Raw genomic sequence first — 25,423 nt, 5'->3', positions numbered from 1 at the left:
ACGTTGCACTGCAGCATGTCGCGTGCGTCATAGTTGGGAGAGTGGGTAAGCGGGGCTTGTCGCCCGCCTGTCACAGCCCCTTGGTAAACGCGTCGGCCTGCACCAGGTCGGCCCAGGCTCCGGCCTTGGCCTGCGGCGCACGCAGCAGATAGTTGGGGTCGTAGGTCACCACCGTGGGCACGCCCGCTATGTGGTGCGGTTCGGCCCGCAGCCGTCCCAGCGCATCATGACGGCCCAGCACGGCGCGTGCACTGGCCAGGCCCAGGACCAGCACGCAGTCGGGGCGCAGCTCGCGCAGCAGCGTTTCCAGCGCGGGTTGCAGTGCCTGGGCATGGCTGAGATCGGCATCGGGCGGCGCGCGGTGCAGCGCAGCGCTGAAGACGCGCGGTTTTTCCTGCAGTCCGAGGGCGCGCAGCATATTGTCCAGCAGCCTGGCGGCATCGCCCTGCAGAGCCGTCTGGGCGCAGTCGGCCGCAGGCCTTTGCGCCGGGCTCAGCAGGGGCGGGTTGGCGGCAGGCTCCAGCAGGATCAGCCAGCCGCCTTGCCCGGCGCTGTGCACATGCTGAGGCGCATGGGGGTAGACCAGCTGGGCGGGACTAATGGTCCAGCCCAGGCCGGGCTCGCCTGCCGGGCCTGCGGCGGGTTGCTGCACAAACTGACGCGGTTCGTGCGCCCGGTGGCCGGACAGATTCTGGGGCGGCGGACTGGCAGGTCTGGTCGGCTGGGCCGGTGCTGCCTCGGCTGCGGGCGCGGCGGCCTGCACCACGGGTGGGCTCACGGGGGCGGGCGACGCCACGCGCATTGCCGGTGCCGCGACGGGCAGGGGCTCGACGACCGGTGACGGTGCGGCGGCGACTGCAGTGACAGCAGCCACTGCCACGGGTTCCACGGGCTCGGGCAACCAGACGGTGATGCCCATGGCTTCCAGCATGGCCCGCTGGCGGGCGTCCAGGTTCAGGGCCATAGTTTCAGACTCATGAGCACCGCATGTTCGCGCGGGCCGTTGGGGTTGGGGTAGTAGTTCTTGCGCAGGCCGACTTCGGCAAAGCCGTGCCTGAGATAGACCTCGCGGGCGCGGGCATTGCTTTCGCGCACTTCCAGCCAGATCCATTGGGCATTCTGCTGGCGCGACCACAGCGCCAGCGCATCGAGCAGCACGCGCGCCCAGCCCTGGCGCTGGCATGCCGGGTTGACGGTGATATTGAGCAGATGCACCTCGTCCAGCGCCTGCATGGCGACAAAGTAGCCCAGCAACTGGTGATCGGCATCGACCAGCAGCTGTATCTGGTAGCCGGCCACCATGGCATCCTGGAAGTTGCCGCGCGTCCATGGATGGACATAGGCCTGCTCCTCGATTGGGAGCAGGGTGTCCAGCCAGAGCGCGGACAGCGGCTCGAAATGCACCAGGGATGCCGCATCCTGGGTGCTGGCGTCGGTGGCGAGTGTGGAGCTGCTGGGCAAGGTCATGAGGTGCTTATCGGGAGGCGGCGTCGGAGGCAGTGGCAGCGGCGGCCTTCTCGGCTTCGCGTTCGGCCGTGGTTTTTGCCACTTTATCGCGGATATAGCGCGGCAGCGCCTCTTCGGCCGGCACCGCGCAGCCTTTTGCCAACAGTGCCGGTGCCAGGCGCAGCATGGCCGTGGCCGTGGGCATGGCGTGCACATGGCGGGCGGCGGGTGCCAGCAGCTCGGGGTAGACGGGCTGGGCATTGCCCGCCACGGCATGGCCGGCTGCGGCCTGCAGCGCCTCGGGGGCGCACAGGCCGAAGTCCTCGGGCTCGATCCACTGGCCGTCCACATAGCGGAACGCGGCGTGATAGACCTCGTGCATGCGCGCATCGAGCACGGCCTCGACCTCGGTGCAGTCATGCAGATGACGGGCCTCTTCGGCCACGGTGAGCAGCGAGTCCACGGGCAGCACGGGAACCTTGGCGGCAAACGCCAGACCCTGGGTGATGGCGCAGGCCGTGCGCAGGCCCGTGAAGGAGCCGGGACCGCGCCCGAAGGCAATGGCGTCCAGCTGCGCAAAGCTCAGCCCTGCCTCCTTCATGAGCTGGCGGATGGCTGGCAGCAACTGGGCCGACGACTGCTGCGCACCCGGCCCGCTGTGCTGCCAGATGGCATCGCCACGCTGGACGGCAACAAACAAGGTATCGGTACTGGTGTCGATGGCGAGAAGATTCATGTTCGGCGGGGCGTCAGCCGCGGGCGGGCTGGAGCGCAATAAGGGCTGCACTGGACTGCACTGGGCTGCAGAAGAGGGCAGCGTAGCCCTGCATTATCGGACGCCCGCCGCCAGCTTGCCGCGGGCGCTGCCAATGCCCGGCATGGGCGAAGCCCGGCGTAGACTCTGGCCCCATGCTGCAGACCCCCTTCTTTCTTCGCAAGACCCTGAGTGCGCTGGGCGCATCGTTGCTGGCGCTGCTGGCCCAGCCCGCGCTGGCGCAGTCCCTGCCTGCCGACACCCGCATTCCCGCCGCCGTGGACGCGGCGCTGCAACGCGCCAAGATTCCGCGCGAGGCCGTATCGCTGCTGGTGATGAATGTGGATGGCAGATCGCCACCGAGCCTGGCCTGGCGCACGCACCAGGCCATGAATCCGGCCTCGGTCATGAAGCTGGTCACCACCTATGCGGCGCTCGACCAGCTGGGTCCGGCCTATGTCTGGCGCACGCCCGTCTACCTGGGCGGCCCGGTGGTCGATGGCGCCCTGCGCGGCAACCTCTACATCCAGGGCCAGGGCGACCCCAAGCTGGTGCTGGAGCGCCTGTGGCTGATGCTGCGCCGCCTGCAAGGCATGGGCATCAAGGTCATCGTGGGCGATATCGTGCTGGACCGCAGTGCCTTTCAGCTGCCCGCGCATGATGCGGCGGTCTTCGACAACGAGCCCTGGCGGCCCTACAACGCCTCGCCCGATGCGCTGCTGATCAACTACAAGGCCGTGGCGCTGAATATTGCTCCTGATACAGGAGCTGGTGTCGCTCGTATTCAATACGATCCACCGATGTTCGGTATGGAAAACCAGCAGACAGTTGCGCTGGCTGCTCCTACTTCTGATTGCGGCGACTGGCGCAGCAAGATGCAGCTGGACATGAACAATCCGCAGCGCATCGCCTTCAATGGCAGCTATCCGGCAAGCTGCGGCGACAAGAGCTGGTCCATCGCACCGGCGCAGCCCGAGCGCTTTGCAGCCAAGGCCATAGAAGGCATGTGGCGTGAGCTGGGCGGCAAGCTCACCGGCGCCGTGCGCGACGGCAGCGTGCCCCAGGGCCTGCAGCCGGCATTCCAGCTGGAGTCTCCGGCACTGTCCGAAGTGGTGCGCGACATCAACAAATACAGCAACAACATCATGGCCCAGCATGTGCTGCTCACCCTGGGCATGCAGCGCACCGGCGTGGCCAGCTTCGACTCCGCCAGGCAGTCGCTGGCCCAGTGGTGGGCCGCGCGCTGGGGCAATGCCGAGCAGCCTGTGGTGGACAACGGCGCAGGCCTGAGCCGCAATGCCAGCATCACGGCCAGCGGACTGGGGCAGATGCTGCAGAACGCCTGGGTCTCGCCCGTGATGCCGGAGTTCGTCTCCTCCATGCCCATCGTCGGCGTGGACGGCACGCTGCGCCGCAGCAAGAGCCGCTTTGCGGGCGCGGCCCACCTCAAGACCGGCAGCCTGCGCGACTCGGCGGCGCTGGCCGGCTATGTCGACGGTGCCAGCGGCCAGCGCTATGTGCTGGTGGCCATGGCCAACCATGCCAATGCGGCCGCGGCGCGCACGGCCTGGGATGCTCTGGTGGACTGGACGGCGGCCCAGTAGTCGCCAGGAGGGCGGACGCTCTATCCCTGCTCAATCGCCGCTCAATCCCAGTTCTCTGCCAGCCTCGACAAACCGGACCCTGGTCCGGTTTTTTGTTGCGTGACAGCCTGCTGATCAGGTTATTGGGCGTTGGATTTTTGTCCGACCATCGGTAATTGCCCGATAACAACGCGGGGATGAGTGTCGCTAGGATGACGCTGAGGAAAAAAGCACGACCGTGCGATTCACAACACCTCAGGAGAACATCATCTTGGCAAGCAAACTCAAACTCTTGGCGGCTGCAATGGCAACGGTGGGCCTGTTGGCGGCCTGCGGTGGCGGAGGCGGCGCCGATACCACCCCCAAGGCCAAGGTCACCTCGGTCAAGGTCATGGGCGACAGCCTCTCGGACAGCGGCACCTTCGGCTTCAAGTTCACGGTACAGGGCTCGGCGCCCACCGGTGCCGGCTCGACCATGATCTGGCCTGAGCGCATTGCCGACCAGTTCAGCCAGAGCCTGTGCGCACACTTTCGTGCCGGTGACGAGAATCTCACGACTTATCAGGAAGTCGCCACCTGCACCAACTACGCAGTCGGTGGTGGCCGCGTGAACCCGCTGGATGCGCCGACATCGCCCAAGTCGGTTCTGGTTCAGATCCAGGCCGCATCCAAGGCCGGTTTCACTGCTGATGATCTCGTCGTCATCGATGGCGGCGCCAACGATGCAGCCGACGTGATCGGGGCGCTGATTGCCGCGGCCAAGGGCAATTCGCAGCCGCTGAACGCCATGGTGGCCTGGCTGGATTCCAAGGCTCCGGGCACGTCCACGGCCCTGATGACCCAGGCCGGAGGCGATGCCTCCAAGTTTGCCGGCCTGGCGGCGGGTGCCTATCTGCAGACCCTGGCCAAGACTCTGGCCGGCTCCATTGCGCAGAATGTGGTCGCCAAGGGCGCCACGCGTGTGGCCGTGCTGAATGTTCCCGCCATCACCAAGACACCGCGCTTCCAGATGGTCCTGGCCAGCATTGCCCAGGCCGCAGGCGGCGGGGATCAGGGGGCTGCTGCGGCCGCCAAGCAGGAAGCGTCATTCGATGCCCTGGTACAGGTCTTCAACAACCAGCTGGCAGCCAGTCTGGCAGGCCAGTCCCAGGTGGTCGTGGTCGATTTCTACACCGAGTTCAAGAGCCAGATCAGCAACCCGGCCCAGTACGACTTCGACAACGTGAAGGACCCGGTCTGCCCGATCACCGGCGTGGACGAAAGCGGCCTGCCCACCTATACCTTCCCCACCTGCACGGCAGCGGCCTTGAGTGCCACACCCGGCAAATCCAGCCCTGACTGGTGGCAGCACCATGTCTTTGCCGACAGTTTCCATCCCACGCCTTACGGCCATCAGCAAATGAGCCAGCTGGTTTCCCGCTCTCTGGCCCAGAAGGGCTGGCTGTAAATCCGTCCGCACCTCAATAACAAGGAGACAAAACCATGAAAATTTCTGTGCGGATCATTGCAGCCGCTGCTGCGCTGGCGGCCTGCGGTCTGGCCAGCGCCCAATCGGCCGGAAGCTGGATGGCGCGTGTGGGCGTGACCCATCTGGCGCCCGATGTGAGCAGCGGCAATCTGTCGGCGCCATCGTTTCCCAACACCAAGGTCGACGCCGGCAGCAACACCCAGCTGGGCGGCGGCATCACCTATATGGTGACCGACAATCTGGCGCTGGACGTGCCGCTGGCAACGCCCTTCAAGCATGACCTGTCGGGAGCCGGCTCGATTGCCGGCGTGGGCAAGCTGGGTAGCACCAAGGCCGTTCCCGCGACCTTGATGTTGCAGTACCGCTTCAATGAAGCCAATGCGCCATTTCGTCCCTATGTGGGCCTGGGCGTGACCTATGCCCATTTCTATGGCGAGAAGACCACGGCCACGCTCAACGGCCTGACAGGGGGCACCCAGGCGAATCCGACCACCGCCAAGTTGGATGACAAGTTTGGTGCCCTGGCGCAACTGGGCTTTGTCTACCAGTTCAACGAACGCTGGTTCGTGGATGCGTCCTACGCCAAGAGCTTTCTGAAGACCAAGATCCATCTGTCTTCGGGCCAGAGCATCAGCGTCAGGCTCAATCCCGATGTGTTTAACCTGGCCATCGGCTACCGCTTCTGAGGCGGCAAGGCCGAAACATGAAATCCGGGCTGGTCCCGGATTTTTTTGTGTCGCGGCTCAGTTGTAGTGCTGGGCCGAAGGCTCCTCGCCATGCACGGCCCAGCGGCCCAGGGCCTGTAGCTTGTAGTCCAGCGGATCGTGCAGGGTATGGGTGCGCACATTGCGCCAGAAACGGTCGAAGCCGAGGTCGGCATGGGTGCCGCGTGAGCCCACCACATCGAACATTTCCTGGGTCGCGAACAGGGTGCAGCGATGCGCCATGACCTTGGCTTCGAAGACGGCGATGGCGACCTCGGCGCGTTCCGCTGCGCTCAGCCCAGGGCCGCGCTGCCAGGCTTTTTGCAGCAGCTCTGCGCCGTGATCGGCCATCAGGGCGGCTCCCGAAATCTGGGCCTGCATCTCGCCCATGCGGCGCAGCAGATAGGGGTCGTCGGTGGCGCGCTCCACTGCCGACCCCAGCCAGGGGCGGCCATGTTCGCGCGCATAGTCGCGAGCCTGCCGGCGTGCGCCCTGGGCCACGCCGACAAACAGGTTGACCAGCACCAGTTGGGCCAGGCAGTTGCGCAGCGTATGAAAGGCCGTGACTTCGGCAGTCTCGTCGCGCATGACGGCGCTGGCGGGAAGCTGGACGCGATTGAACTGTACCGAGCCGCTGTCGGTCTGGCGCTGGCCCATGGGGTTCCAGTCGTCCTTGACGGCAATGCCGGGCGAGGCGGTCTCAAGCAGGCCCAGAACCGGCTGTGCGTGCCCGGCCACGCTGGCCGATACCGTCAGGTAGTGAGAGCCGCGCGTGCCCGAGCAAAAGCCTTTCAGGCCGTCGAGCACATAGCCGCCGGCCGGCTCCGAGCTTCGGGGCTGGGCCTGCAGGCGCGTGTCGCGCGGGTTCAGCGCATTGCCCCACCAGCCGTGCTCGTCGATGGTGCGGCGCAGCCAGAGGCGCTGCTGCTGGCGCGAGCCATAGATCAGCACGGTGGCGACCTGGAGCTGGTGAAACGCCAGCACATGGGCCAGGGCGCTGTCGACTGCGGCCAGGGCCCGGACATGGCGGTAGATGTCGGGCCAGCTCAGCGCATCGCCGCCATGCTCGCGGGGGATCGCCAGGCGCAGCAGGCCGGCATCGCGCAGCAAGGCTTTTTCCGCTGCCGCATGGCCGCCCTGGCGGTCGCGTGCGACGGCGGTTTTTTCCAGGGCGACTAGTACATCGTTGAAGTGACTGGAGAACATGGTGAAGAAGGTGGGTAGCGGAAAAGAGGCGGACGCTCAGTGGCAGATGGCTCCGTCTTCCAGCAAGGAAGCTTCCAGCGCAATCGTGCTGACGCGGTTGTCCTGCGCGCGTTGCTGCAGGCCGCTGCGCTGCCACTGCTGGACAGCCTGCTGCAGCCAGCGGGCCGACTGCGCATCGGCCCTGGCCAGACGGATATGGGCCTGATCCGTGGTGCGAAAGCGGTTGCCGAGACGGGTGTAGAAGCGCCAGCTGTCCTGTTGCAGCAGGCGCGTGATGACATCGGGCGACTCGGCCAGAACATGGCATTTGCCGGCCAGGAAATCGCTGACCGCATGAATGCTGGAGGGCGCGAAAAGAGGCTGCAGGCCCTGGGCCTGCAAGGTGCTGGCAGAGGCCTGACCGATGGCGACGCAGGCCGTGGGTCCAGGGGCGGCCTTCTGCCTCACATGCGGCAGCCAGGAGCTCCAGTGACCGGGAGCATGGCGGCTCCAGAGGGAGGCCTGCTGCTTGAGCACCAGCAGTTGCAGGCTCTGCGGCATATAGCTGCCGCCGGTCTGGCGATCGGCAGCGACCGGGCCGTCCTGTGACGCCACGCCTTCGAGCACCAGGTCGGCATCGCTTGCGGGGGTGATTCTGACGCTGGTGCCCAGTTGCCGGCCCAGCCAGTCCGCCAGGGCCAGGTCGTAGACATCGGGCTCTGGCGGCAGGGGTGCGCCGGGCAGGGAGGGGCGTGCATAGCTGCGCAGGGCCACATGGAGCATGCCCTGGCGCCGGGCCTGCTGCAGCACCGGGCCTGCAGCCTCCGTGCCGCCGAGATCCGGCAGTGCCGGCCACAGCACGCCAGCGCCGGCGGCAGCGGCAGCGGCTGCCAGCGCAGTGCCGGCCAGGACCAGACGCAGCCAGGATTGCGTGGCGCTACTCATGAAATTCCAGTCCGCTGCGCCAGCGCGTCAGGCGCTTTTCCAGCAAGGCCAGCCCATAGTTGAGAGCCAGGCCCAGAACGGCCAGCAGCACGATGCCGGCGTACATGCTGGGGATCTGGAAGATCTCCTGGGAGTTCAGCGTGAGAAAGCCCAGGCCTGCATGCGAGCCGATCATCTCGGCGGCGACCAGCGCGGTGATGGAATAGGCGCCCGCCAGCCGGATGCCGGTGAAGATGGACGGTGCTGCCGCCGGCAGGATGACCTTGAAGAAGATGAAGCCGCGCGAGGCCCCCATGGACAGCGCCGAATGAATCAGCAGCTTTTCCACCTGCTTGACGCCGCTGATGGAGTTGAGCAGCACCGGCCAGAAGGCGGCCCAGAAGATGATGGCGATCTTGGAGGCCTCGCCGATGCCGAAGAACAGCAGAAAGACCGGAAACAGCGCCAGGGCAGAGACCTGACGGAACAGCTGCAGCAAGGGGTCGACAAAGGCCTGGAAGCGGCGCACCACGCCCATCAGCAGGCCCAGCGCCACGCCTGCCACGACGGCCAGAATCAGCCCTGCCAGCGAGCGCTGCAGGCTGGCCGCCACATGCTTGCCCAACTGGCCGCTCTGCGCCAGCTGGACGATGGCCGCCAGAACTGCGGATGGCGGGCTGAGAAAGGCCGAATTGACCAGTCCCGCGCGCGGCAGGAATTCCCAGATGCCAAAGAACAGCAGCACGCAGGCCGAGCGCTCCAGCCACTGGAGCCCGAGTTGCCGGGAGGAAGGCGGCGACACCGGCTTGCCGGGGCGCCGGGATGGGGAGGCGGCCAGTTGGCTCATATGGCAAATCCTCGCAAGGCCAGGCTGAAATCAGGGGCGGTGGGCAGCAGCGGTGCCAGCGGTTGCTGGCGGTGGCCGCTGGCAAAGGCGACTTCGTCGCGCAGCACATCCCAGGCCTGTTCGCGCAGCTGCACAAAGGCCGGGGCGTGGCGTATCTCGGCGGGGCGCGGACGCGGCAGCGCTATGTCCAGAACGGATTTGATGCGACCGGGGCGGTGCGTCATGACGGCGATGCGGTCCGACAGATAGATGGCTTCATCGAGGCTGTGGGTGATGAAGACGATGGTGGTCTTGCGCTGTTCCCAGATGCGCAGCAGCTCGGACTGCAGGATTTCGCGTGTCTGGGCATCCAGGGCGGCAAACGGTTCGTCCATCAGCAGCAGGCTGGGCGAATAGGCCAGGGAGCGGGCGATGGCCACGCGCTGACGCATGCCGCCCGAGAGTTCGTGCGGGTAGCGCTGGCCGAAGCCGGCCAGGCCCACCAGGTGCAGAAACTGCTCGGCAGTCTCCCGGCGCTCGCGTTTGGGAATCTTGCGGATCTCCAGCCCGACCTCGATGTTCTCCAGCACGCTGCGCCACGGAAACAGCGCATAGCCCTGGAACACCACGCCCTGCTCGCGGTTGATGCCGCTGGCCGGCTGGCCGTCGATGCTGATGCTGCCGCCGGTCTTGCGCGCCAGCCCGGCGAGCACGTTGAGAAACGTGGACTTGCCGCAGCCCGAGGGCCCGAGGAGGGTGAAGAACTCGCCTTCACGGATATCGAGATTGAAGTCCTCCAGGGCGGCGATCTGCTGCTTGCGGCCGTGCTCGTCGGCAATCGCGAAGTCCATGCGCACATCGCGTGCCCGGATCTTGATGGCGGAGCGGGCCGTGCTCATGTCGCTGCTCCCTTGGCAAAGGGGTTGAACTCGTTGGTGTACACATCCTTGACTGCCACCTTGCCCGGCTGCAGCTTGCCTTCACGCTCCAGCACGTCGATGTAGTACTGGATGGGCGGCTCGGTGATGACCTGGTCGTCCACATAGGCATAGCGCTCCACATGCCTGAGCTCCATGCCCAGACGCTCGGCCGTGTAGCGGCGCGCTTCGTCGGTGTTGGCGTTGACCCAGTTGCCGGCCTTGGCGATGGCGGTGACCACATCGCGCACGGCCTGTGGGTTCTCGCGCGCAAACTTGCCATTGACGCTGTAGGGAGCCATGCCGCCCAGGCCGCGGTCCAGGTCGTAGTCGGTCCACAGGCGCTGCAGCTCGGGGTTGGCCTCGGCACCGCCGGAATGGGGTGGGTGGATGATGGCCAGATCCACATTGCGGCCGATCACGGCCTGTTCGCCCTGGTTGTCGGGAACGACCAGGAAGTTGATCTTGTTGACATCGGCGCCGTGCTCGCGGAAATAGGTCTTGGAGACAAACTCGGCGCAGGCGCCGAAGCTGTTGAAGCCTATGGTCTTGCCTTCCAGATCCCTGGGCGTGCGGATACCCGAATCCTTGCGCACGAAGTACTTCATATGCGGCGCCTCCTGCAGCGTCTTGCTGCCGGCGGCAATCACCTTCATGTCGGCCCCGGCCGCAATGGCCGAAATCACCAGCGGCACCATGCGCGAGCCGAAATGGATGTCGCCCGTGCCGACCAGCGGAATGATCTGGGGGGCGGCAATCTTGCCCACGTAGTTGGGGCGGGTGGAGGTCCCGTCGAAGTAGCCCAGTCTGTCGGCCAGATAGATCAGGTCGAAAGAGGGATTGTCGGGGTAGTTGAAGGGAACGACCTTGCCATTTTGTGCCGTGCGGGTCGTATCGCTGCTGGCCTGGTTGTCGGAGCGCGAGCAAGCCGCCAAGCCCAGGGATGCAGCACTGATGGACAGAAGCTTGCCAAGCGCGTCGCGACGGGTTCCCATGGTTCTAACCTTTGAAGTTGCTTTGAAGCAAGCAAGGTTAGAGAGGGTTTCTAATAAAGAAAACGAATAAAAATTTGTATCTTTACTTGAAAATCAGCTAAGCGGCCGCTCAGCCCGCAGCCGCCGCACGCTGCAGGCGGTCGCGCACACCTTCCCAATCGGCGGTGTCGGGCGGGGTTTCGATCCAGATCAGCTTGGCGCCCCAGTCGTCGAAATTGCGCAGCATGCCAAACAGCTCGCGGGCCACGTCGCGCGGCTCGTCGGACATGCGGCGCAGCAGCAGCTGGGCCGTTGTGACATTGAGGGGGCTGCGGTGATAGATGGCAATATTCCTGCCATCCCTGCCCAGGATGTCCAGCGCCGATTGCAGCTGCCTGGCATCCATGAGCCGCACCTTGGCGTTGGGCGCGTAATGCGCCAAGAGCGTTCCCGAGGCACGTGGGGTATCCGCAGTCAGCTCTTCTTTCGAGAGCGGCCGCAGGCCGCAGGCACGCTCGATATCGTCACGTGTGATGGCGCCGGGGCGCAGCAGCACGGGCACGCCCCGCGTGCAGTCGACGATGGTGGATTCAATGCCCACTTCGCAGGCACCGCCATCGAGCACCAGCAGTTCTTCGCCAAACTCGGTGGCCACATGTTCGGCCGTGGTGGGGCTGACGCGGCCGAACTTGTTGGCGCTGGGGGCCGAGACGCCCCAGACCGGCGGATCGAGCTGCTGGCAGGCCTGCAGCACCGCATGGGCCACAGGGTGCGAGGGGCAGCGCAGACCCACGCTGTCCTGGCCGCCGGTCGATGCCCTGGCGGCATGCGGCAGGCGCGGCAGGATCAGGGTCAGCGGGCCGGGCCAGAATGCATCGATCAGTTGCTGGGCAAAGACCGGTACTTCCCTGGCATAGCGGGTGATGGCGGCGGCGTCGGCCACATGCACGATCAGCGGATGGTTGGCCGGGCGGCCCTTGGCGGCAAAGATCTGCGCCACGGCGGCGTCGTTGTCGCTGTCCGCGGCCAGGCCGTAGACCGTCTCGGTGGGCAGGCCCAGCAGCCGGCCTTGCTGCAGCGCAACCGCAGCGGCTTGCACCGAGGCTTCCAGCATTCCATCCAAGATCATTTCAATTCCTCTTTCATGCACTGCGCCGCCGTATGTGCGGTGCTTTTGCGCTTGCAGAGCATCAGCGAAGGACGCCGAGCAAGGGCCGCCCCTTACGCTCAGGGCGTCGTCCCCCTCCCGCGTAGCGAGAGAGGGGCGCCCGGCTAGGGGGAAGCGGCGGGGCCGCCTAGGCAAAGCCGCTCAGGGGGTGTTATCAGAACGCTTCAATGCCCAGGATCTCGGCCGCCTTCAAAGCGGTTTCGCGCGCTTTTTCGGGGCTGGCCGCGGTGATGTTCAAGTGGCCCATCTTGCGGGCCGGCTTGGCATCGACCTTGCCGTACAGATGCAGGTGGGCGCCTGGCAGTGCCAGGACCTGGTCCCAGGCCGGAGCCTGCGCACTGTCGCCGTTCCTGAACCACAGATCGCCCAGCAGGTTGAGCATGACGGTGGCGCTGTGCTGGCGCGGCTGCACCAGGGGCAAATTGGTCATGCAGCGCACTTGCAGCTCGAACTGCGACACATCCATCGCGTTCTGGCTGTAGTGGCCGCTGTTGTGCGGGCGCGGGGCAATCTCGTTGACCACCAGCTGGCCGTTGTCCAGCACAAAGAATTCGACGCAGAGCACGCCCACGTAGTCGAGGCCGATAGCTACGGATTTTGCGGCGGCAATCGCTTGCTCTGCCTGCGCTGCGGGCACGTTGCCTTCGTAGACCTCGGTCACGGCCAGAATGCCGTCGCGATGCAGATTGCGCTGCACGGGCAGGTTGACGATGTCGCCATTGCGGCCGCGGGCCACGATGACCGAGCATTCATGCGCCAGCGGCAGCATTTTTTCGAGCACGCAGGCCACCTGCTTGAGCTCGTCCCAGGCCTTGATCAGCTCGTCGCGGGTTTTGACACGGATCTGGCCCTTGCCGTCATAGCCCATGCGTGCGGTCTTGAGGATGCCGGGCAGCAGTGCGTCGTTGACGGCCGCCAGCTGCTCGGCCGTCTCGATCACGGCATAGGGGGCGCAGGGCACGCCGCATTTCACGAAGTGGGCTTTTTCGGCAGCGCGGTCCTGGGCGATCGCCACGGCCGAGCCGGCGGGCGATACGGGCAGGCTCTCGGCCAGCTTGTTCAGCGAGCCGGCGGGCACGTTTTCGAATTCGGTGGTCACGGCCGCGCAGAGTCCGGCCAGCTCGGCCAGGCCCTTGGCGTCTTCGTAGCCGGTGCGCACATGCTGGTGGCTGACCAGACCGGCGGGGCTGGTCTCGTCCTTGTCCAGCACGGCGGTGAAATAGCCCATGGCCTGAGCGGCATGGGCGAACATGCGGCCCAGCTGACCGCCGCCCAGCACGCCCAGCGTCGCGCCGGGCAGGATCACATCGGTGTCTTTGCTCATGCGTTCACCGGCAGCGTCATATTGCGGGCCGCTTCGGTCTGCTCGGCGCGGAAGGCTTCGAGCTTTTTGCGCAGCTCGGCATCTTCATTGGCCAGCAGGGCCACGGCAAACAGGGCCGCATTGGCAGCACCGGCATTGCCGATGGCAAAGGTGGCCACGGGCACGCCCTTGGGCATCTGCACGATGGAATGCAGCGAATCCACACCCTGCAGGTGACGGCTGGCCACAGGCACGCCCAGCACCGGCACGGTGGTCTTGGCGGCAATCATGCCGGGCAGGTGGGCAGCACCGCCGGCGCCGGCAATGATGGCCTTGAGGCCTCGGTCGGCCGCAGCTTCGGCGAAGCGGAACATGTCGTCCGGCATGCGGTGGGCCGATACGACCTGTGCTTCAAAAGCGATACCGAATTGCTGGAGGATGGCAACTGCGTGTTGCATGGTGTCCCAGTCGCTGCTGGAACCCATGACCACGCCAACTTGGATGGGGTTCATGTTCTTCAGGGCGCTGCCGCCCGGCCTAGTGGAACCCCTGATTTTACGGTTTCGCTGCATTGCCGGTCGACTGTGGGGCATAGCCGTCCGGGCAAAGCAACTATGACCCCCGGATGTGGGCCGCCGCGTTATCGCGTGCAAAGCCCAGCACGCGGTCCCTGAAGACATGGATGACCCAGGCCAGCGTGACCAGGATCTGCAGGCTCAGAGAAGCCCAGGGCACATAGCTGACCCAGGCGCCGACTTGTTCTATGCCGTCCGGCGAGCTCATCCACATGGCCACCACGGGCTGAACAAACATGGCGCCCGTATGGCCGCCCATGCCATAGGCCAGCAGCGGTGCGGCGATGTTGAGGATCAGCCAGGTGACGACAAACGAGGCCAGGGGGGACTTGAGTCTGCCCGCCAGCAGGGCAAAGCCGGTCAGCAGCAGGCAGTCGCGCAGCAGATGCAGGCACAGATAGAAGGTAAAGCTGTTGAGCTTGCCGCTGATGGCCGCCTCAAGTGACTGGGGGGCGAACAGCAGCAGCAAGGCCATGGCAAAGCCCAGCAGCAGGCTGACCGGCCACAGCGGCAGCGCCTCCAGCGCCTCGCGCCAGCGCTGGCGGCTGGCCGACCATTGCACCTGGCGCCAGGCGCGCAGATGCTGGTCCATATGCTGCAGGGCGACATAGGCGGTGCCGATCAGCGCGATCCAGGCGGTGCTGCTGAAAAATTCGGCAATGCCCAGATTGAGCGAGCCGGCGGCGAAGAATCCCGCCAGTGCCAGGCCCAGAGGCCAGGCCCAGGGCAGCGTGCGTACATCGAGCCGGGTGCACAGCTGGCGCCACAGGGCCAGCAGCCCCAGGCCCAGCACCAGGGTTCCGGCCAGATAGGCAAGGCCCAGGCCGCCCACATTCAGGCCCCACCAGAAGACGGGCTCGACGTCGACGTCCATCATGCCTTTGTAGACATGGTCGATAAAGGGGCCGGGTGCGAAGAACAGGATCAGCAAAGGCAGCAGTGCCGCGCGCCGGCGATTGATGGGCCTGTCCCTCAGTCCCCAGCTCATGAGCACGGAGTTCATGGCCCAGGTCTGCAGGCCCAGGCCCCAGATCACGGCCAGGCCAATCGTGTGCTGCAGCTTCAGGGGCTCCAGCGCCCAGAAGTGGCTCACACCCGCCACGGCCAGCGCAAACCACAGCACATAGAGCCAGGCAGGCAAGGTGGCGCCCAGCAGCTTGCCCCAGGCCATCTGCCAGGGCGTGAGCACGGACAGGCGTTGCCAGTCCCAGGTGTTCTGGCTGGCTTCCTCGGCCAGGCTGCGCCCGGCCAGCACGCTGCCATAGATGATGGCGGCCAGGTACAGGCCGGCGATGGCGGTCATGCTCAGCATGCCGGGCAGCCCCTTGGCAGAGGACAGGGCAAAGGGCAGGGCCAGGATGAGCAGGCTCAGGCCCAGGCTCCAGGCCAGCAGCGAGGGGCGCCAGTTCAGCCAGAGCTGGCGCTGGAATTCGGGATTGTGTTGGCTCATGCTTGCTCCTGACTTTCGGTATCGCGGGCCTGAGCCGTGCGGGCATAGCGGTCCTGCAGCCGCTCGCGCACCGGGTACAGTGCGGCGACCGGAATGCCGGCCTGCACCAGCTGGGCCAGCCATTGGGCGCGAGCATTGGCGGCGGCCGGCAGCCAGAGCTGGATCGGGCGGCGGCCCGTGGTGTCGAAGTCCTGCACCGAGGTGCTCAGCAGTGCCTGACGCAGGCGGGCCTCAAGGCCTTCGCTTTGCTCCATGGCCACTTCCAGCGCATAGAGCTGGGGCTGCTGACCCACTGCGGCGGGCTGGCCCGGGCCGTGGGCGTTCTGCAGTGCCTCATGGCTTTCGATGCGACCGTCGCGGATGCTCAGGATATGGGTGCAGTACTCGTCCAGCTCGCTGAGGATGTGGCTGGAGACGATCAGCGTCATGCCCTGGGCCTGAAGCTGGCGAAACAGCGTGGAGAGGCTGCTGCGCGCATCGGGATCCAGGCCGCTGGCCGGCTCGTCGAGCAGCAGTACGCCGGGCTGGTGGACGATGGCCTGGCCGATCGCCACGCGCTGGCGCTGGCCGCGCGAGAGCTCGGTCGGGTGGCGGTGCAGCAGCTCCGTCAGGCCCAGCTGGGCGGCCACCTGCCGTACGCGGGCATCCACGTCACCGGGTGCAACGCCCATGGACAGGGCCGAGTACTGCAGGCAGCGCATCACGCTGAGTCGGTCGTACAGGCCATAGAAGTCCGATAGATAGCCCAGGTGGCGGTGCACCTCGCGCGGCTGTTCCTCGACCGACAGGCCTTTGACGCGGATATGGCCAGACAGCGGCTGCTCCAGTCCGGCAATGCAGCGCATCAGTGTGGATTTGCCGGCGCCGTTGGGGCCGACGAGTGCCGTCACGCTGCCCGCAGCGATGGACAGGCTCACGCCGTCAAGGGCGCGGTGGCCCGGATATTCAAACACCAGTTGTGAAACTTCAATCAAGTCTGCGCTCCTTGGTTCGCGAACAATATAGCCCAGGGGCGTGAGGCACCGTGGTGGCGGTCACTCTTTAAACCGTAGCTGCTTGCGCATGCCGTTCATTGATTGTCGACATAAAACACCTTGAATCGACCTTGAAACATGCGCAAGCTGCTCCCATCTGAGTAGCAAAGACCCGCTCCGTTCTGGTCTATGGCTTGCGCTCGCGCATTTGCGTGGAGAATCGCAGCATCGTGCGGTGGGCACTCTGCTGGAGTGGCCGGTTCGCAGACTTTTCAGCGCCGCTGCCCGCGTGGCAGCGCACAAGCAGCATTGGGAATCACATGATTGACGTCACCCTCGAGAATTTTGAAGCCGAAGTCGTAGCCGCCTCCATGGCCGTGCCCGTGCTGGTGGACTTCTGGGCGCCCTGGTGCGGCCCCTGCAAGACGCTGGGCCCGGTGCTGGAGAAGCTGGAAGTCGCTTATGAAGGTCGCTTCAAACTGGTCAAGATCGACTCCGATCAGGAGCAGCAGCTGGCCAGCATGTTCGGCATTCGCTCCATCCCGACCTGCGTGCTGATGATCGGCGGCAAGCCGGTGGACGGCTTCATGGGCGCCCAGCCCGAAGGCAAGCTGCGCGAGTTCCTGGACAAGCATCTGCCCTCCGAAGGCGAACTGACGGCCGAGGCCGATGCCGACGAAGCCCAGGCCCTGCTGGAGTCCGGCGACACCCAGGCGGCGCTGCAGAAGCTGGCCGATGCGCTGGCGGCCGACCCGGCCAACGACGATGCGCGCTTTGACTATGTGCGCCTGCTGATCGCCACCGGCAGCTTCGAGGAAGCTGCGGCCCTGCTGGCCGAGCCCATCAAGCGCATTCCCCAGCCGCTGCGCTTCGAAGCGCTGAACCAGTGGCTCAAGGCGCTGGAGTTCGCGGTGCAGGACGACAATGCTGACCTGGCCAAATATGATGCCGCCATCGCCGCCAACAAGCGCGACTTCGACGCCCGCTTTGGCCGGGCGCGCGCCCTGCTGGCACACAGCCAGTGGACCGACGCCATGGACGAACTGCTGGAAATCATCATGCGCGACAAGACCTGGAACGAGCAGGCGGCGCGCAAGCTCATCGTCGGCGTGCTGGAGCTGCTGACCCCGCCCAAGCCCAAGAAGCAGGACGCCGTGCCCGGCAAGACCAGTGGCGGCATCGAGCTGCTGGGCAAGAGCAGCGCCGAGCAGGACGAGGCGACGGCGCTGGTCAACAGCTATCGCCGCAAGCTGAGCATGGCGTTGAATTGAAGGCTCCCCCTGAGGCGCTTGCGCCTTCCCCCTCTCTCTACGCGCTTCGCGCTATGGGAGGGGGACGACAGCTTCGCTGCGCGGTGGCGGGGGGCGCCCAGGCATTGCTCGCTGTCCCTTGCCTTGGGGCACGCCAGTTTTTGCTGCTTGCGTTGAATGAGACTCGCGATGGATCAGATCTTTTCAGTGGCCTTTCAGGGCCTCTTTGTTTATCTGGGGCTGGCGCTGGCATTCGCGGTGCTGGTGGGCGTGCTGCGCTCGCCGCGCTTCAAGGGCTGGCGTGGCGAGCGGGCCGTGCAGGCAGCGATCCGCCGACGGCTCAATCCGCTGATTTATGTGGACATGCACAACGTTACCCTGCCCACGGCGGATGGCGGCAGCACGCAGATCGACCATCTGATCTTCTCGCCCTATGGCCTGTTCGTGCTGGAAACCAAGAACTTCCAGGGCTGGATTTTCGGCACTGAAAAGCAGCGTGAATGGACGCAGCAGATTTTCAGGAAACGCAGCCGCTTCCAGAACCCGCTGCGCCAGAACTACAAGCACATCAAGACATTGCAGTCGCTGCTGGACATTGCGCCCGAGCATCTGCACTCGGTGATCGCCTTTGTGGGCGACTGCGAATTCAAGACCGAGATGCCGGCTCACGTCACGCGCGGCCTTGGTTTTGTCGGCCATATCCAGAGCTTTGCCCAGCCTGTGTGGAGCCCCGAGCAAATGCAGGCGCTGCTGGACAAGCTTGAAGAACTGCGGCTGCAGCCCGGCCGTGCCACCGACAGGCGGCATGTGGCACATGTCCGGCAGTTGCAGGCGGCCAGCAAGGCGCGCAAACCCAGGCTGGAGCCGGTAGCGGAAGCCGCAGCCCAGCTGGTCAAGCCGCCCGCGCCCGAGACCGTGGATATTCTGCTGGAGCCTGTCATGCCGGCGCCGCCTTCGGCCGCAGTCGAGAGGGATCTGTCGGCGCAGGCTCAGCCCACCCGGCCAGCCGTTGCGGCTCCTGCCAGGTTGGTTGACACTGCGGCAGAGGCTGCAGAGCCGGTGCGGCCCGGGCGGGTCGATGCTGTGCCGGTCTGCCCGCAATGCGAATGGCCGCTGCGCAAGTTGCTGATGCAGCGCGGGCCACTGGCGGGGCAGGCCATCTGGCGCTGTACCAATGCGGTGGCCTGCAGCTTTGTGCGCGGTGAACAGATGCTTGCGCAAGTGTCTGAGACTCCTGAAAAATGAGCTGCAAGCGTTTTTTCTGTACGCGTTGAAGGCCGCAAAGGTGTTTGTGATGACTGCTTTCCCGAGCCTGCGCACCTTTCTTCGTCCGGCACTGAGCGCACTCTTGATGTTGGGGAGCCTGGCAGTCGGCGCTACGGATGCAGCGCCCGAAGCGTCCGAGGGCGAAGCCATGGCCGCCGTGCCGGCACCGCTGCTCGATACCTACTGGAAGCTGGTGCAGCTGGGTGACGGCCCGCATGTCAGTGTCTATGACAACCAGCCCGAGCCACATCTGGTGCTGGAGACCGGCAGCGGCCGTTTTCATGGCGCGGGCGGCTGCAATCGCCTGCGCGGCAGCTACGGCCTGGACGGGCGCTGGCTGCGTTTTTCGGTCGTGGGCGGCACCCGCATGGCCTGTGTGCAGGGCATGCGCCGGGAGCAACTGCTGGTGGCAACCCTGGCCCAGGTCAGCAGCTACGCCGTGCAGGGGCAGAAACTGGTGCTCAGCGATGCCGAGGGGCGTGTGCTGCTGCGACTCGAGGCCGTGTATCTGCGCTGAGCCTCAGTGCGTGAGTTGCGGGCTGGAGGACTTGAGTGACGAGGCATTGCCCAGCGAGCGGATCGGTATGCCCATGTCCTGCGGAATCTCGCCCGACAGCTGCAGCGCCAGGTAGCGGGTGCTGCACACGCGCAGAAAAGAGCTGAAGTTGTCCACCGCTCCGCGCTCGGCCAGCAGTTCGTCGTAGAGCTTGGTGCAGAGCTGGGGCACGGTATAGCCGTCTCGCGTGGCAATCTCTTCGAGGACCTGCCAGAACAGGTTTTCCAGCCGGATGCTGGTCGCCACTCCATGCAGCCGGATGGAGCGGGCCCGGTGGGCCCAGAGCTGGGGATCGGCGCTGATAAAGACCTGGCACATGGCGCGACTCTCCAAAACAAAACCGGGCCATGGTGTGGCCCGGTGACTGCGGCGTCAAGAGGAGAACTCTTGAATTGATAGCTTTCTGCGCTTGATGGGAAAGCGCTGGAGGCCGATTTCAGTGTGAAATCTTCGTGCCCAGCAGCGCGAGAAACTGGGCGATCCAGGCCGGATGGGCAGGCCAGGCCGGGGCGCTGACCAGATTGCCTTCGGTATGGGCCTGGTCGACGGGAATATCGGCATAGCTGCCTCCGGCCAGTTCCACCTCGGCGCGGCAGGCGGGGTAGGCCGAGCAGGTGCGGCCCTTGAGCACGCCGGCCCCGGCCAGCAACTGCGCGCCGTGGCAGACGGCGGCCACGGGCTTGTTGGTGTCGAAGAAGTGACGTACGGCCGCGCGCACGCTTTCATAGCCGCGCAGATACTCGGGGCCGCGGCCGCCGGGGATGACCAGCGCGTCGTACTGCTCGGGCTTTACATCGGCAAACGTGGCGTTGAGCGTGAAGTTGTGGCCGGGCTTTTCGCTATAGGTCTGTGCGCCTTCAAAGTCGTGGATGGCGGTCTTGATCTGGTCGCCGGCCTTTTTGTCCGGGCAGACCGCGTGCACGGTATGGCCCACGGCCAGCAGTGCCTGGAACGGGACCATGGTTTCATAGTCCTCGCAGTAGTCGCCGCAAATCATCAAAATCTTCTTGCCTGCCATGGTCTGTCTCCTTGTGGTTGGGTCAGGCCATTGTGGGCAGTCAGGGCGCGCTGTAGGTATTAACGGGCTACTACATCGGGGCGGGCGGGCGGATAGTGGGTGCCGTAGTCCGACGAGCGCTGGTACAGCGTCAGCCCGAACTGCGGCAGCACGCCGATCAGATGGTCGAAGATTTCGCCCTGTATGCCTTCGTACTCCACCCAGACGGTGGTGTTGGTGTAGCAGAACAGCTGCAGCGGCAGTCCCGTGGGCGATGTCTCCATGGTGCGCACCATGAGGAACATGCCCGGGCCTTTGCCAATGCGCGGATGGCCCATCAGATAGGCGTAGGCATAGGCCTTGAAGGCAGCCAGATTCGTCACCTGGTGTGCAGCGATGGCCTGGGTTGGCATGGCGGCCTCGGCCGCGCCGGGCATGGCCTGCAGGCCGTCGCGCTCGCTCCAGTAGGGTTGCAGCAGTGCGATATGGCCCATGCCTGCGCGTTCCTCGGGCGAGAGCAGATGCACGGTGTTGGCATCCAGGTTCAGCGAGCGCATGATGCGCCGTCCGCCCGAGTCGAACATGCCGCGCCAGTTCTTGAAGCTGTCCGTCATCAGCCGCCAGGTGGGAATGGTGGTGATGGTCTTGTCCCAGTTCTGCACTTTGACGGTATTGAGCGCGATATCGGTCACAAAGCCGTCGGCGCCGACCTGGGGCATCTCTATCCAATCGCCCACGCGCAGCATGTCGTTGCTGCCGAGCTGAACGCCCGCGACAAAGGAGAGGATGGTGTCCTTGAAGACCAGCATCAGCACGGCCGACATGGCGCCCAGGCCCGAGAGCAGCAGCAGCGGCGAGCGGTCCATCAGCGTGGCCACGATGAGCACCACGGCAAAGCTGCAGACCAGCAGCTTGCCCAGCTGCACATAGCTTTTGATGGAGTGGGTCTGAACGGCGGCCTTGCGTGCCTCGTCGCGTTCATGGGCCTCGTTCATGGCGTTGAGCAGATCGCACAGCGCCCGCGCCAGGTGGTAGAGCGTGAAGGCCACCGCCACATTGGTGATCAGCGTGGTCCAGCGCGGCTCCAGATGGGGTACGCCCTGCACGCCGAACTGCACGATCAGCGAGGGCGCGACCTTGGCCAGGCGGCGCAGCACCTTGTCGTGCATGAGGATCTGGGCCCAGCCTGTCCTGAGGGTGTCGCGCATACGGCGAAAGACCTTGAGCCCCAGCCACTGGGTCAGCCAGCCGGCCACGAGGGCGGTCAGGGCCAGGACGCAGAGCGAGGCCAGCATTTGCATGGCGGGGTTCCAGTCAGAAACAAAAGACCAGCGGGAAAGCAAGAGCAGCTCCTCAGAAGAATGGACCAGGGCAGGAGCGCAAGTCTGGCAACTTCGGGCAGAAGGCAGGCGATGGCGTCGGGCACGGAAACAGGCCAGTCAGATTGCCAGCCGTGCAAAAAGTTCAGCAATTTGTGAACAACCACTAGCTTACGCAAAGCCGTATTTCCCAGCGTGGCGTGCAGGAAGGCCGCAGGGATGGCGCAGCGGGTTCTGCGGTCATGCAGGGCTAAAACGGCGCAAGCGGTCGGGCAGCCTAAAATCCCTGCTGATTTCAGATTTCTACCTTGCCGGGTCCCAAGTGGGGCTGGCGGCCACTGCACTGCACCATGCAAGAAAAATTCAACCACATCGAGGTCGAGCGCGCCGCGCAGGACCACTGGCAAGCCAAGGACGCCTACCGCGTCAGCGAAGACGGCAGCAAGCCCAAGTACTACGCCTGCTCCATGCTGCCCTACCCCAGCGGCAAGCTGCACATGGGCCATGTGCGCAACTACACCATCAACGACATGCTCACGCGCCAGCTGCGCATGAAGGGCTACAACGTCCTCATGCCCATGGGCTGGGATGCCTTCGGCCTGCCAGCTGAGAACGCTGCGCTGAAGAACAAGGTGCCGCCTGCCAAGTGGACGTACGAGAACATCGCGTACATGAAGAAGCAGATGCAGGCCATGGGCCTGGCTATCGACTGGAGCCGCGAGGTCGCCACCTGTGACCCCGAGTACTACAAGTGGAACCAGTGGCTGTTCCTCAAGATGCTGGAAAAAGGCATTGCCTACCGCAAGACGCAGGTGGTGAACTGGGACCCGGTGGATCAGACCGTGCTGGCCAACGAGCAGGTCATCGACGGCCGCGGCTGGCGTACCGGCGCGCTGGTGGAAAAGCGCGAGATTCCAGGCTACTACCTGGGCATCACCCATTACGCGCAGGAGCTGCTGGACCATGTGCAGGTCGGCAACGAGAAGGCCACATTGAATGGCTGGCCCGACAAGGTGCGCCTGATGCAGGAGAACTGGATCGGCAAGTCCGCCGGCGTGCGCTTTGCGTTCACGCATGAGGTCAAGAACGCTGCAGGCGAACTGATTGGCGATGGCAAGATGTATGTCTTCACCACGCGTGCCGACACCATCATGGGCGTGACCTTCTGCGCGGTTGCCCCCGAGCACCCGCTGGCGCTGCACGCTGCGGCCGCCAGCCCCGAGCTGGCAGCCTTCATCGAGGAGTGCAAAAAGGGCGGTACGACCGAGGCCGAGCTGGCCGTCAAGGAAAAGGAAGGCAAGCCCACGGGCCTGTTCGTCACCCACCCCATCACCGGCGCGCAGGTCGAAGTCTGGATCGGCAACTATGTGCTGATGAGCTATGGCGACGGCGCCGTGATGGGTGTTCCCGCCCACGACGAGCGCGACTTCGCCTTTGCCAACAAGTACGGACTGCCCATCAAGCAGGTGGTAGCCGTGGAAGGCCAGGCCGCTTATGACGACAAGCAGTGGAGCGACTGGTATGGCGACAAGGAGCGCGGCGTACTGATCAACTCCGGCGACCTCGACGGACTGAACCACAAGGATGCGGTGCAGGCCGTGGCCAAGATTGTGGGCGACAAGGGCCTGGGCGAGCTCAAGACGACCTGGCGTCTGCGCGACTGGGGCATCAGCCGTCAGCGCTACTGGGGCACCCCCATCCCCATCATTCATTGCGTCGATTGCGGTCCTCAGCCCGTGCCCGAGAAGGACCTGCCCGTGGTCCTGCCCCAGGATCTGGTGCCCGATGGCTCCGGCAATCCACTGGTCAAGTCCGAGGCCTTCCACGCCGGCGTGGTCTGCCCCTGCTGCGGCAAGCCTGCCCGCCGTGAAACCGACACCATGGACACCTTTGTGGATTCGTCCTGGTACTTCATGCGCTACTGCGACGCCAAGAACAGCGAGCAGATGGTGGCCGACGGCGCCGATTACTGGATGCCCATGGACCAGTACATCGGCGGCGTGGAGCACGCCATCCTGCACCTGCTGTATGCGCGCTTCTGGACCAAGGTCATGCGCGACCTGGGTCTGGTCAAGATCGACGAGCCCTTCACCAAGCTGCTGACCCAGGGCATGGTGCTCAACCATATCTACAGCCGTCGCACGGCCAAGGGCGCCAAGGAATACTTCTGGCCCAAGGATGTGGAGCATGTGTTCGACGAGTCCGGCAAGATCATCGGCGCCAAGCTGAAGATCGAAGTGGACAGCGCCGACGGCCTGCTGCCCGTGGGCACCGCCATCGACTACGAGGGCGTAGGCACCATGTCCAAGTCCAAGAACAACGGCGTGGACCCTCAGGACCTGATCGAGAAGTACGGCGCCGACACCGCACGTCTGTACACCATGTTCACCTCGCCCCCCGAGCTGACGCTGGAGTGGAACGACGCCGCCGTGGAAGGCAGCTATCGTTTCCTGCGCCGCGTCTACAACTTCGGCAGCAAGCTGACAGCCATGGACATGGCTTCCGCCGTGCAGGGCGTGGCCGGTGCCAAGTCGCTGGACGATGTGGAATTCGGCAAGGCAGCCAAGGCCCTGCGTCTGGAAATCCACAACGTTCTCAAGCAGGTCGAGTACGACTACTCGCGCATGCAGTACAACACCGTGGTTTCCGGCGCGATGAAGATGATCAATGCGCTGGAAGACTTCAAGGCCCTGGATGACGCCGGTGCCAAGGTGGCGCTGATCGAAGGCTTCGGCATTCTGCTGCGCGTGCTCTACCCTGCAACCCCCCACCTGGCGCATGTGCTGTGGAGCGAGCTGGGCTATGCCAACCACCTGGGCGATCTGCTCGATGCCCCCTGGCCGCAGGTCGATCCCAAGGCCCTGGTGCAGGACGAGATCTCGCTGGTGCTGCAGGTCAACGGCAAGCTGCGCGGTGCGATCCTGGTGTCCGCCACCGCCGACAAGGCTGCCATCGAGGCGGCCGCGCTGGCCAATGAGGAGTACCAGAAGTTTGCCGAAGGCCGTGCACCCAAGAAGATCATCGTGGTGCCGGGCCGCCTGGTGAATATTGTTGTGTAAATGACTCCCCCTGAGGCGCTTCGCGCCTTCCCCCCAGGGGGACGATAGCCTCGCTGCGGGGCTGCCCTTGCTTGCTATCCCTGGCGCAAGAGGCGGTGCTCGCAGCAGGGCGGCGAATTCGCTGCTCGGGTTGAAGATAAAAGGACAGTTGATGCAAAAACGTACGCTGCTGGCCGCCATGGCCTTGACGCCTTTGCTGGGGGCTTGCGGCTTTCGCCTGCGCGGAGCGCCTAATTTTGTGTTTCGCTCCATCTATGTGCAGGCGGGGCGCGGTGCGCCCGTGGGCACTTTGCTGCGTCGCAGTCTGGAATCGAGCAGCGACCAACTGAGCGTAGTCAAGGACCCGGCTTCGCCCGATACCGCCGAAGTGATCTGCCAGATCATCAGCGAGCAGGCCCAGCGCGTGATCATCGGCTCCAACGTGGCCGGTCAGGTGCGTGAAATCGAGCTGCGCCTGATAGTGCGCTTCTCGCTGCGTACCCCCGGCGGCGATGAGCTGATCGAGCCGGTCGAGATTCGCCAGATCCGCAACGTGACCTATAACGAAACCAACGCCTTGTCCAAGGCAGTAGAAGAAGAAATGCTGAACAAGGATATGCGCAACGACATCGTGCAGCAGATCATTCGCCGTCTGGCCGCAGTCAAGAGCATGCAAGTGTCTTGAACCCTCTCTGAGTTGCTGAGCGGCTCCACCCGGGCCTGCGAGTTGTCAGTGCTGGTTCGGT

The 25,423-nt window shown here is 65.0% G+C and carries 24 protein-coding genes; 8 read left to right on the top strand and 16 right to left on the bottom strand.

Annotated elements, in window-relative coordinates; all coding sequences use genetic code 11:
• Positions 1-70: 70 nt before the first annotated feature.
• From NOX35_RS25585 to tsaB, 3 genes are read right to left on the bottom strand one after another with little or no spacing between them, the layout of a single operon-like run.
• A complete protein-coding gene (locus NOX35_RS25585; protein WP_182284966.1) occupies positions 71-964 on the bottom strand; it encodes a uracil-DNA glycosylase family protein in 894 nt (297 codons plus the stop codon).
• On the bottom strand, positions 955-1,467 hold the full coding sequence (gene rimI, locus NOX35_RS25580; protein ID WP_003060455.1) for a ribosomal protein S18-alanine N-acetyltransferase: 513 nt from the start codon (positions 1,465-1,467) through the stop codon (positions 955-957). The genes NOX35_RS25585 and rimI overlap by 10 nt, the downstream gene beginning before the upstream one ends.
• 7 nt (positions 1,468-1,474) lie before the next feature.
• On the bottom strand, positions 1,475-2,182 hold the full coding sequence (gene tsaB / locus NOX35_RS25575; RefSeq protein WP_182284965.1) for a tRNA (adenosine(37)-N6)-threonylcarbamoyltransferase complex dimerization subunit type 1 TsaB: 708 nt from the start codon (positions 2,180-2,182) through the stop codon (positions 1,475-1,477).
• Positions 2,183-2,355: 173 nt separating this feature from the next.
• Here tsaB and dacB point away from each other — a divergent pair, with 173 nt between their 5' ends.
• From dacB to NOX35_RS25560, 3 genes are all read left to right on the top strand, one after another.
• On the top strand, positions 2,356-3,804 hold the full coding sequence (dacB, locus tag NOX35_RS25570; protein WP_182284964.1) for a D-alanyl-D-alanine carboxypeptidase/D-alanyl-D-alanine-endopeptidase: 1,449 nt from the start codon (positions 2,356-2,358) through the stop codon (positions 3,802-3,804).
• Between the two features lie 250 nt (positions 3,805-4,054).
• A complete protein-coding gene (locus NOX35_RS25565; protein ID WP_256495165.1) occupies positions 4,055-5,230 on the top strand; it encodes an SGNH/GDSL hydrolase family protein in 1,176 nt (391 codons plus the stop codon).
• Positions 5,231-5,265: 35 nt separating this feature from the next.
• Positions 5,266-5,937: an OmpW family protein gene (locus tag NOX35_RS25560; protein ID WP_182284963.1), complete on the top strand. Its 672-nt coding sequence runs from the start codon at positions 5,266-5,268 to the stop codon at positions 5,935-5,937.
• Between the two features lie 57 nt (positions 5,938-5,994).
• Here NOX35_RS25560 and NOX35_RS25555 read toward each other — a convergent pair whose 3' ends face one another.
• The 10 genes from NOX35_RS25555 to NOX35_RS25510 all read right to left on the bottom strand — a co-directional run bounded on the left by NOX35_RS25555 (position 5,995) and on the right by NOX35_RS25510 (position 16,251).
• A complete protein-coding gene (locus NOX35_RS25555) occupies positions 5,995-7,161 on the bottom strand; it encodes an acyl-CoA dehydrogenase family protein (RefSeq protein WP_256495164.1) in 1,167 nt (388 codons plus the stop codon).
• A 36-nt stretch (positions 7,162-7,197) separates the two neighbouring features.
• On the bottom strand, positions 7,198-8,085 hold the full coding sequence (locus tag NOX35_RS25550; RefSeq protein ID WP_256495163.1) for a hypothetical protein: 888 nt from the start codon (positions 8,083-8,085) through the stop codon (positions 7,198-7,200).
• A complete protein-coding gene (locus tag NOX35_RS25545; protein WP_256495161.1) occupies positions 8,078-8,911 on the bottom strand; it encodes an ABC transporter permease in 834 nt (277 codons plus the stop codon). Before NOX35_RS25545 ends, NOX35_RS25550 begins: the two co-directional genes overlap by 8 nt.
• Entirely contained in the window at positions 8,908-9,789 is an 882-nt protein-coding gene (locus NOX35_RS25540) for an ABC transporter ATP-binding protein (protein WP_182284959.1), read from the bottom strand. The genes NOX35_RS25545 and NOX35_RS25540 overlap by 4 nt, the downstream gene beginning before the upstream one ends.
• Complete coding sequence (locus NOX35_RS25535; RefSeq protein ID WP_256495159.1) at positions 9,786-10,802, bottom strand: ABC transporter substrate-binding protein; 1,017 nt, start codon at positions 10,800-10,802, stop codon at positions 9,786-9,788. The genes NOX35_RS25540 and NOX35_RS25535 overlap by 4 nt, the downstream gene beginning before the upstream one ends.
• A gap of 109 nt (positions 10,803-10,911) precedes the next feature.
• Entirely contained in the window at positions 10,912-11,910 is a 999-nt protein-coding gene (locus tag NOX35_RS25530) for an L-threonylcarbamoyladenylate synthase (protein ID WP_182284957.1), read from the bottom strand.
• 193 nt (positions 11,911-12,103) lie between these two features.
• Positions 12,104-13,273 carry a 5-(carboxyamino)imidazole ribonucleotide synthase gene (locus tag NOX35_RS25525; RefSeq protein ID WP_182284956.1) on the bottom strand — a complete coding sequence of 390 codons (1,170 nt, stop codon included), beginning with the start codon at positions 13,271-13,273 and terminating at the stop codon, positions 12,104-12,106.
• Complete coding sequence (gene purE, locus NOX35_RS25520; RefSeq protein ID WP_003072555.1) at positions 13,270-13,764, bottom strand: 5-(carboxyamino)imidazole ribonucleotide mutase; 495 nt, start codon at positions 13,762-13,764, stop codon at positions 13,270-13,272. Before purE ends, NOX35_RS25525 begins: the two co-directional genes overlap by 4 nt.
• A gap of 100 nt (positions 13,765-13,864) precedes the next feature.
• Complete coding sequence (locus tag NOX35_RS25515; protein ID WP_256495156.1) at positions 13,865-15,277, bottom strand: hypothetical protein; 1,413 nt, start codon at positions 15,275-15,277, stop codon at positions 13,865-13,867.
• Positions 15,274-16,251 (bottom strand): ABC transporter ATP-binding protein, encoded by a 978-nt coding sequence (locus NOX35_RS25510; protein WP_182284954.1) that lies wholly within the window; start codon positions 16,249-16,251, stop codon positions 15,274-15,276. Before NOX35_RS25510 ends, NOX35_RS25515 begins: the two co-directional genes overlap by 4 nt.
• Positions 16,252-16,571: 320 nt before the next feature.
• Between NOX35_RS25510 and trxA the strand changes: the two genes are divergently transcribed.
• The 3 genes from trxA to NOX35_RS25495 all read left to right on the top strand — a co-directional run bounded on the left by trxA (position 16,572) and on the right by NOX35_RS25495 (position 19,284).
• Positions 16,572-17,522: a thioredoxin gene (gene trxA / locus NOX35_RS25505; protein WP_182284953.1), complete on the top strand. Its 951-nt coding sequence runs from the start codon at positions 16,572-16,574 to the stop codon at positions 17,520-17,522.
• Between the two features lie 168 nt (positions 17,523-17,690).
• Complete coding sequence (locus NOX35_RS25500; protein WP_182284952.1) at positions 17,691-18,746, top strand: nuclease-related domain-containing protein; 1,056 nt, start codon at positions 17,691-17,693, stop codon at positions 18,744-18,746.
• 49 nt (positions 18,747-18,795) lie between these two features.
• Positions 18,796-19,284, top strand: coding sequence for an META domain-containing protein (locus NOX35_RS25495; protein WP_182284951.1), 489 nt, complete (start codon positions 18,796-18,798; stop codon positions 19,282-19,284).
• A gap of 3 nt (positions 19,285-19,287) precedes the next feature.
• Here the strand turns inward: NOX35_RS25495 and NOX35_RS25490 are convergent, their stop codons facing one another.
• From NOX35_RS25490 to NOX35_RS25480, 3 genes are all read right to left on the bottom strand, one after another.
• On the bottom strand, positions 19,288-19,641 hold the full coding sequence (locus NOX35_RS25490) for a ribbon-helix-helix domain-containing protein (protein WP_182284950.1): 354 nt from the start codon (positions 19,639-19,641) through the stop codon (positions 19,288-19,290).
• A gap of 118 nt (positions 19,642-19,759) precedes the next feature.
• Positions 19,760-20,341 carry a DJ-1/PfpI family protein gene (locus NOX35_RS25485; RefSeq protein WP_003060496.1) on the bottom strand — a complete coding sequence of 194 codons (582 nt, stop codon included), beginning with the start codon at positions 20,339-20,341 and terminating at the stop codon, positions 19,760-19,762.
• Positions 20,342-20,400: 59 nt separating this feature from the next.
• Complete coding sequence (locus NOX35_RS25480; RefSeq protein WP_182284949.1) at positions 20,401-21,621, bottom strand: mechanosensitive ion channel family protein; 1,221 nt, start codon at positions 21,619-21,621, stop codon at positions 20,401-20,403.
• Between the two features lie 368 nt (positions 21,622-21,989).
• On the opposite strand from NOX35_RS25480, the gene leuS reads away from it, so the two are divergent.
• Both leuS and lptE read left to right on the top strand, forming a co-directional pair.
• Positions 21,990-24,698 (top strand): leucine--tRNA ligase, encoded by a 2,709-nt coding sequence (gene leuS, locus NOX35_RS25475; protein ID WP_182284948.1) that lies wholly within the window; start codon positions 21,990-21,992, stop codon positions 24,696-24,698.
• 151 nt (positions 24,699-24,849) lie between these two features.
• The gene (gene lptE, locus NOX35_RS25470; protein ID WP_182284947.1) at positions 24,850-25,362 is read left to right on the top strand and encodes an LPS assembly lipoprotein LptE; all 513 of its coding nucleotides are present in this window, start codon (positions 24,850-24,852) and stop codon (positions 25,360-25,362) included.
• Positions 25,363-25,423 lie beyond the last annotated feature (61 nt).

This window comes from Comamonas sp. C11 (assembly GCF_024496285.1).
Taxonomy (GTDB): Bacteria; Pseudomonadota; Gammaproteobacteria; order Burkholderiales; family Burkholderiaceae_C; genus Comamonas; species Comamonas testosteroni_F.
The sequence above is the reverse complement of the archived record's forward strand: the minus strand, read 5'-3'. Positions and strand labels throughout refer to the sequence as shown.

Bases quoted from the DNA above. Each gene is read 5' to 3' on its own strand.
- NOX35_RS25585 (WP_182284966.1), bottom strand. From the start codon at position 964: ATGGCCCTGAACCTGGACGCCCGCCAGCGGGCCATGCTGGAAGCCATG.
- rimI (WP_003060455.1), bottom strand. From the start codon at position 1,467: ATGACCTTGCCCAGCAGCTCCACACTCGCCACCGACGCCAGCACCCAG.
- tsaB (WP_182284965.1), bottom strand. From the start codon at position 2,182: ATGAATCTTCTCGCCATCGACACCAGTACCGATACCTTGTTTGTTGCC.
- dacB (WP_182284964.1), top strand. From the start codon at position 2,356: ATGCTGCAGACCCCCTTCTTTCTTCGCAAGACCCTGAGTGCGCTGGGC.
- NOX35_RS25560 (WP_182284963.1), top strand. From the start codon at position 5,266: ATGAAAATTTCTGTGCGGATCATTGCAGCCGCTGCTGCGCTGGCGGCC.
- NOX35_RS25555 (WP_256495164.1), bottom strand. From the start codon at position 7,161: ATGTTCTCCAGTCACTTCAACGATGTACTAGTCGCCCTGGAAAAAACC.
- NOX35_RS25550 (WP_256495163.1), bottom strand. From the start codon at position 8,085: ATGAGTAGCGCCACGCAATCCTGGCTGCGTCTGGTCCTGGCCGGCACT.
- NOX35_RS25545 (WP_256495161.1), bottom strand. From the start codon at position 8,911: ATGAGCCAACTGGCCGCCTCCCCATCCCGGCGCCCCGGCAAGCCGGTG.
- NOX35_RS25540 (WP_182284959.1), bottom strand. From the start codon at position 9,789: ATGAGCACGGCCCGCTCCGCCATCAAGATCCGGGCACGCGATGTGCGC.
- NOX35_RS25535 (WP_256495159.1), bottom strand. From the start codon at position 10,802: ATGGGAACCCGTCGCGACGCGCTTGGCAAGCTTCTGTCCATCAGTGCT.
- NOX35_RS25530 (WP_182284957.1), bottom strand. From the start codon at position 11,910: ATGATCTTGGATGGAATGCTGGAAGCCTCGGTGCAAGCCGCTGCGGTT.
- NOX35_RS25525 (WP_182284956.1), bottom strand. From the start codon at position 13,273: ATGAGCAAAGACACCGATGTGATCCTGCCCGGCGCGACGCTGGGCGTG.
- purE (WP_003072555.1), bottom strand. From the start codon at position 13,764: ATGAACCCCATCCAAGTTGGCGTGGTCATGGGTTCCAGCAGCGACTGG.
- NOX35_RS25515 (WP_256495156.1), bottom strand. From the start codon at position 15,277: ATGAGCCAACACAATCCCGAATTCCAGCGCCAGCTCTGGCTGAACTGG.
- trxA (WP_182284953.1), top strand. From the start codon at position 16,572: ATGATTGACGTCACCCTCGAGAATTTTGAAGCCGAAGTCGTAGCCGCC.
- NOX35_RS25500 (WP_182284952.1), top strand. From the start codon at position 17,691: ATGGATCAGATCTTTTCAGTGGCCTTTCAGGGCCTCTTTGTTTATCTG.
- NOX35_RS25495 (WP_182284951.1), top strand. From the start codon at position 18,796: ATGACTGCTTTCCCGAGCCTGCGCACCTTTCTTCGTCCGGCACTGAGC.
- NOX35_RS25490 (WP_182284950.1), bottom strand. From the start codon at position 19,641: ATGTGCCAGGTCTTTATCAGCGCCGATCCCCAGCTCTGGGCCCACCGG.
- NOX35_RS25485 (WP_003060496.1), bottom strand. From the start codon at position 20,341: ATGGCAGGCAAGAAGATTTTGATGATTTGCGGCGACTACTGCGAGGAC.
- NOX35_RS25480 (WP_182284949.1), bottom strand. From the start codon at position 21,621: ATGCAAATGCTGGCCTCGCTCTGCGTCCTGGCCCTGACCGCCCTCGTG.
- leuS (WP_182284948.1), top strand. From the start codon at position 21,990: ATGCAAGAAAAATTCAACCACATCGAGGTCGAGCGCGCCGCGCAGGAC.
- lptE (WP_182284947.1), top strand. From the start codon at position 24,850: ATGCAAAAACGTACGCTGCTGGCCGCCATGGCCTTGACGCCTTTGCTG.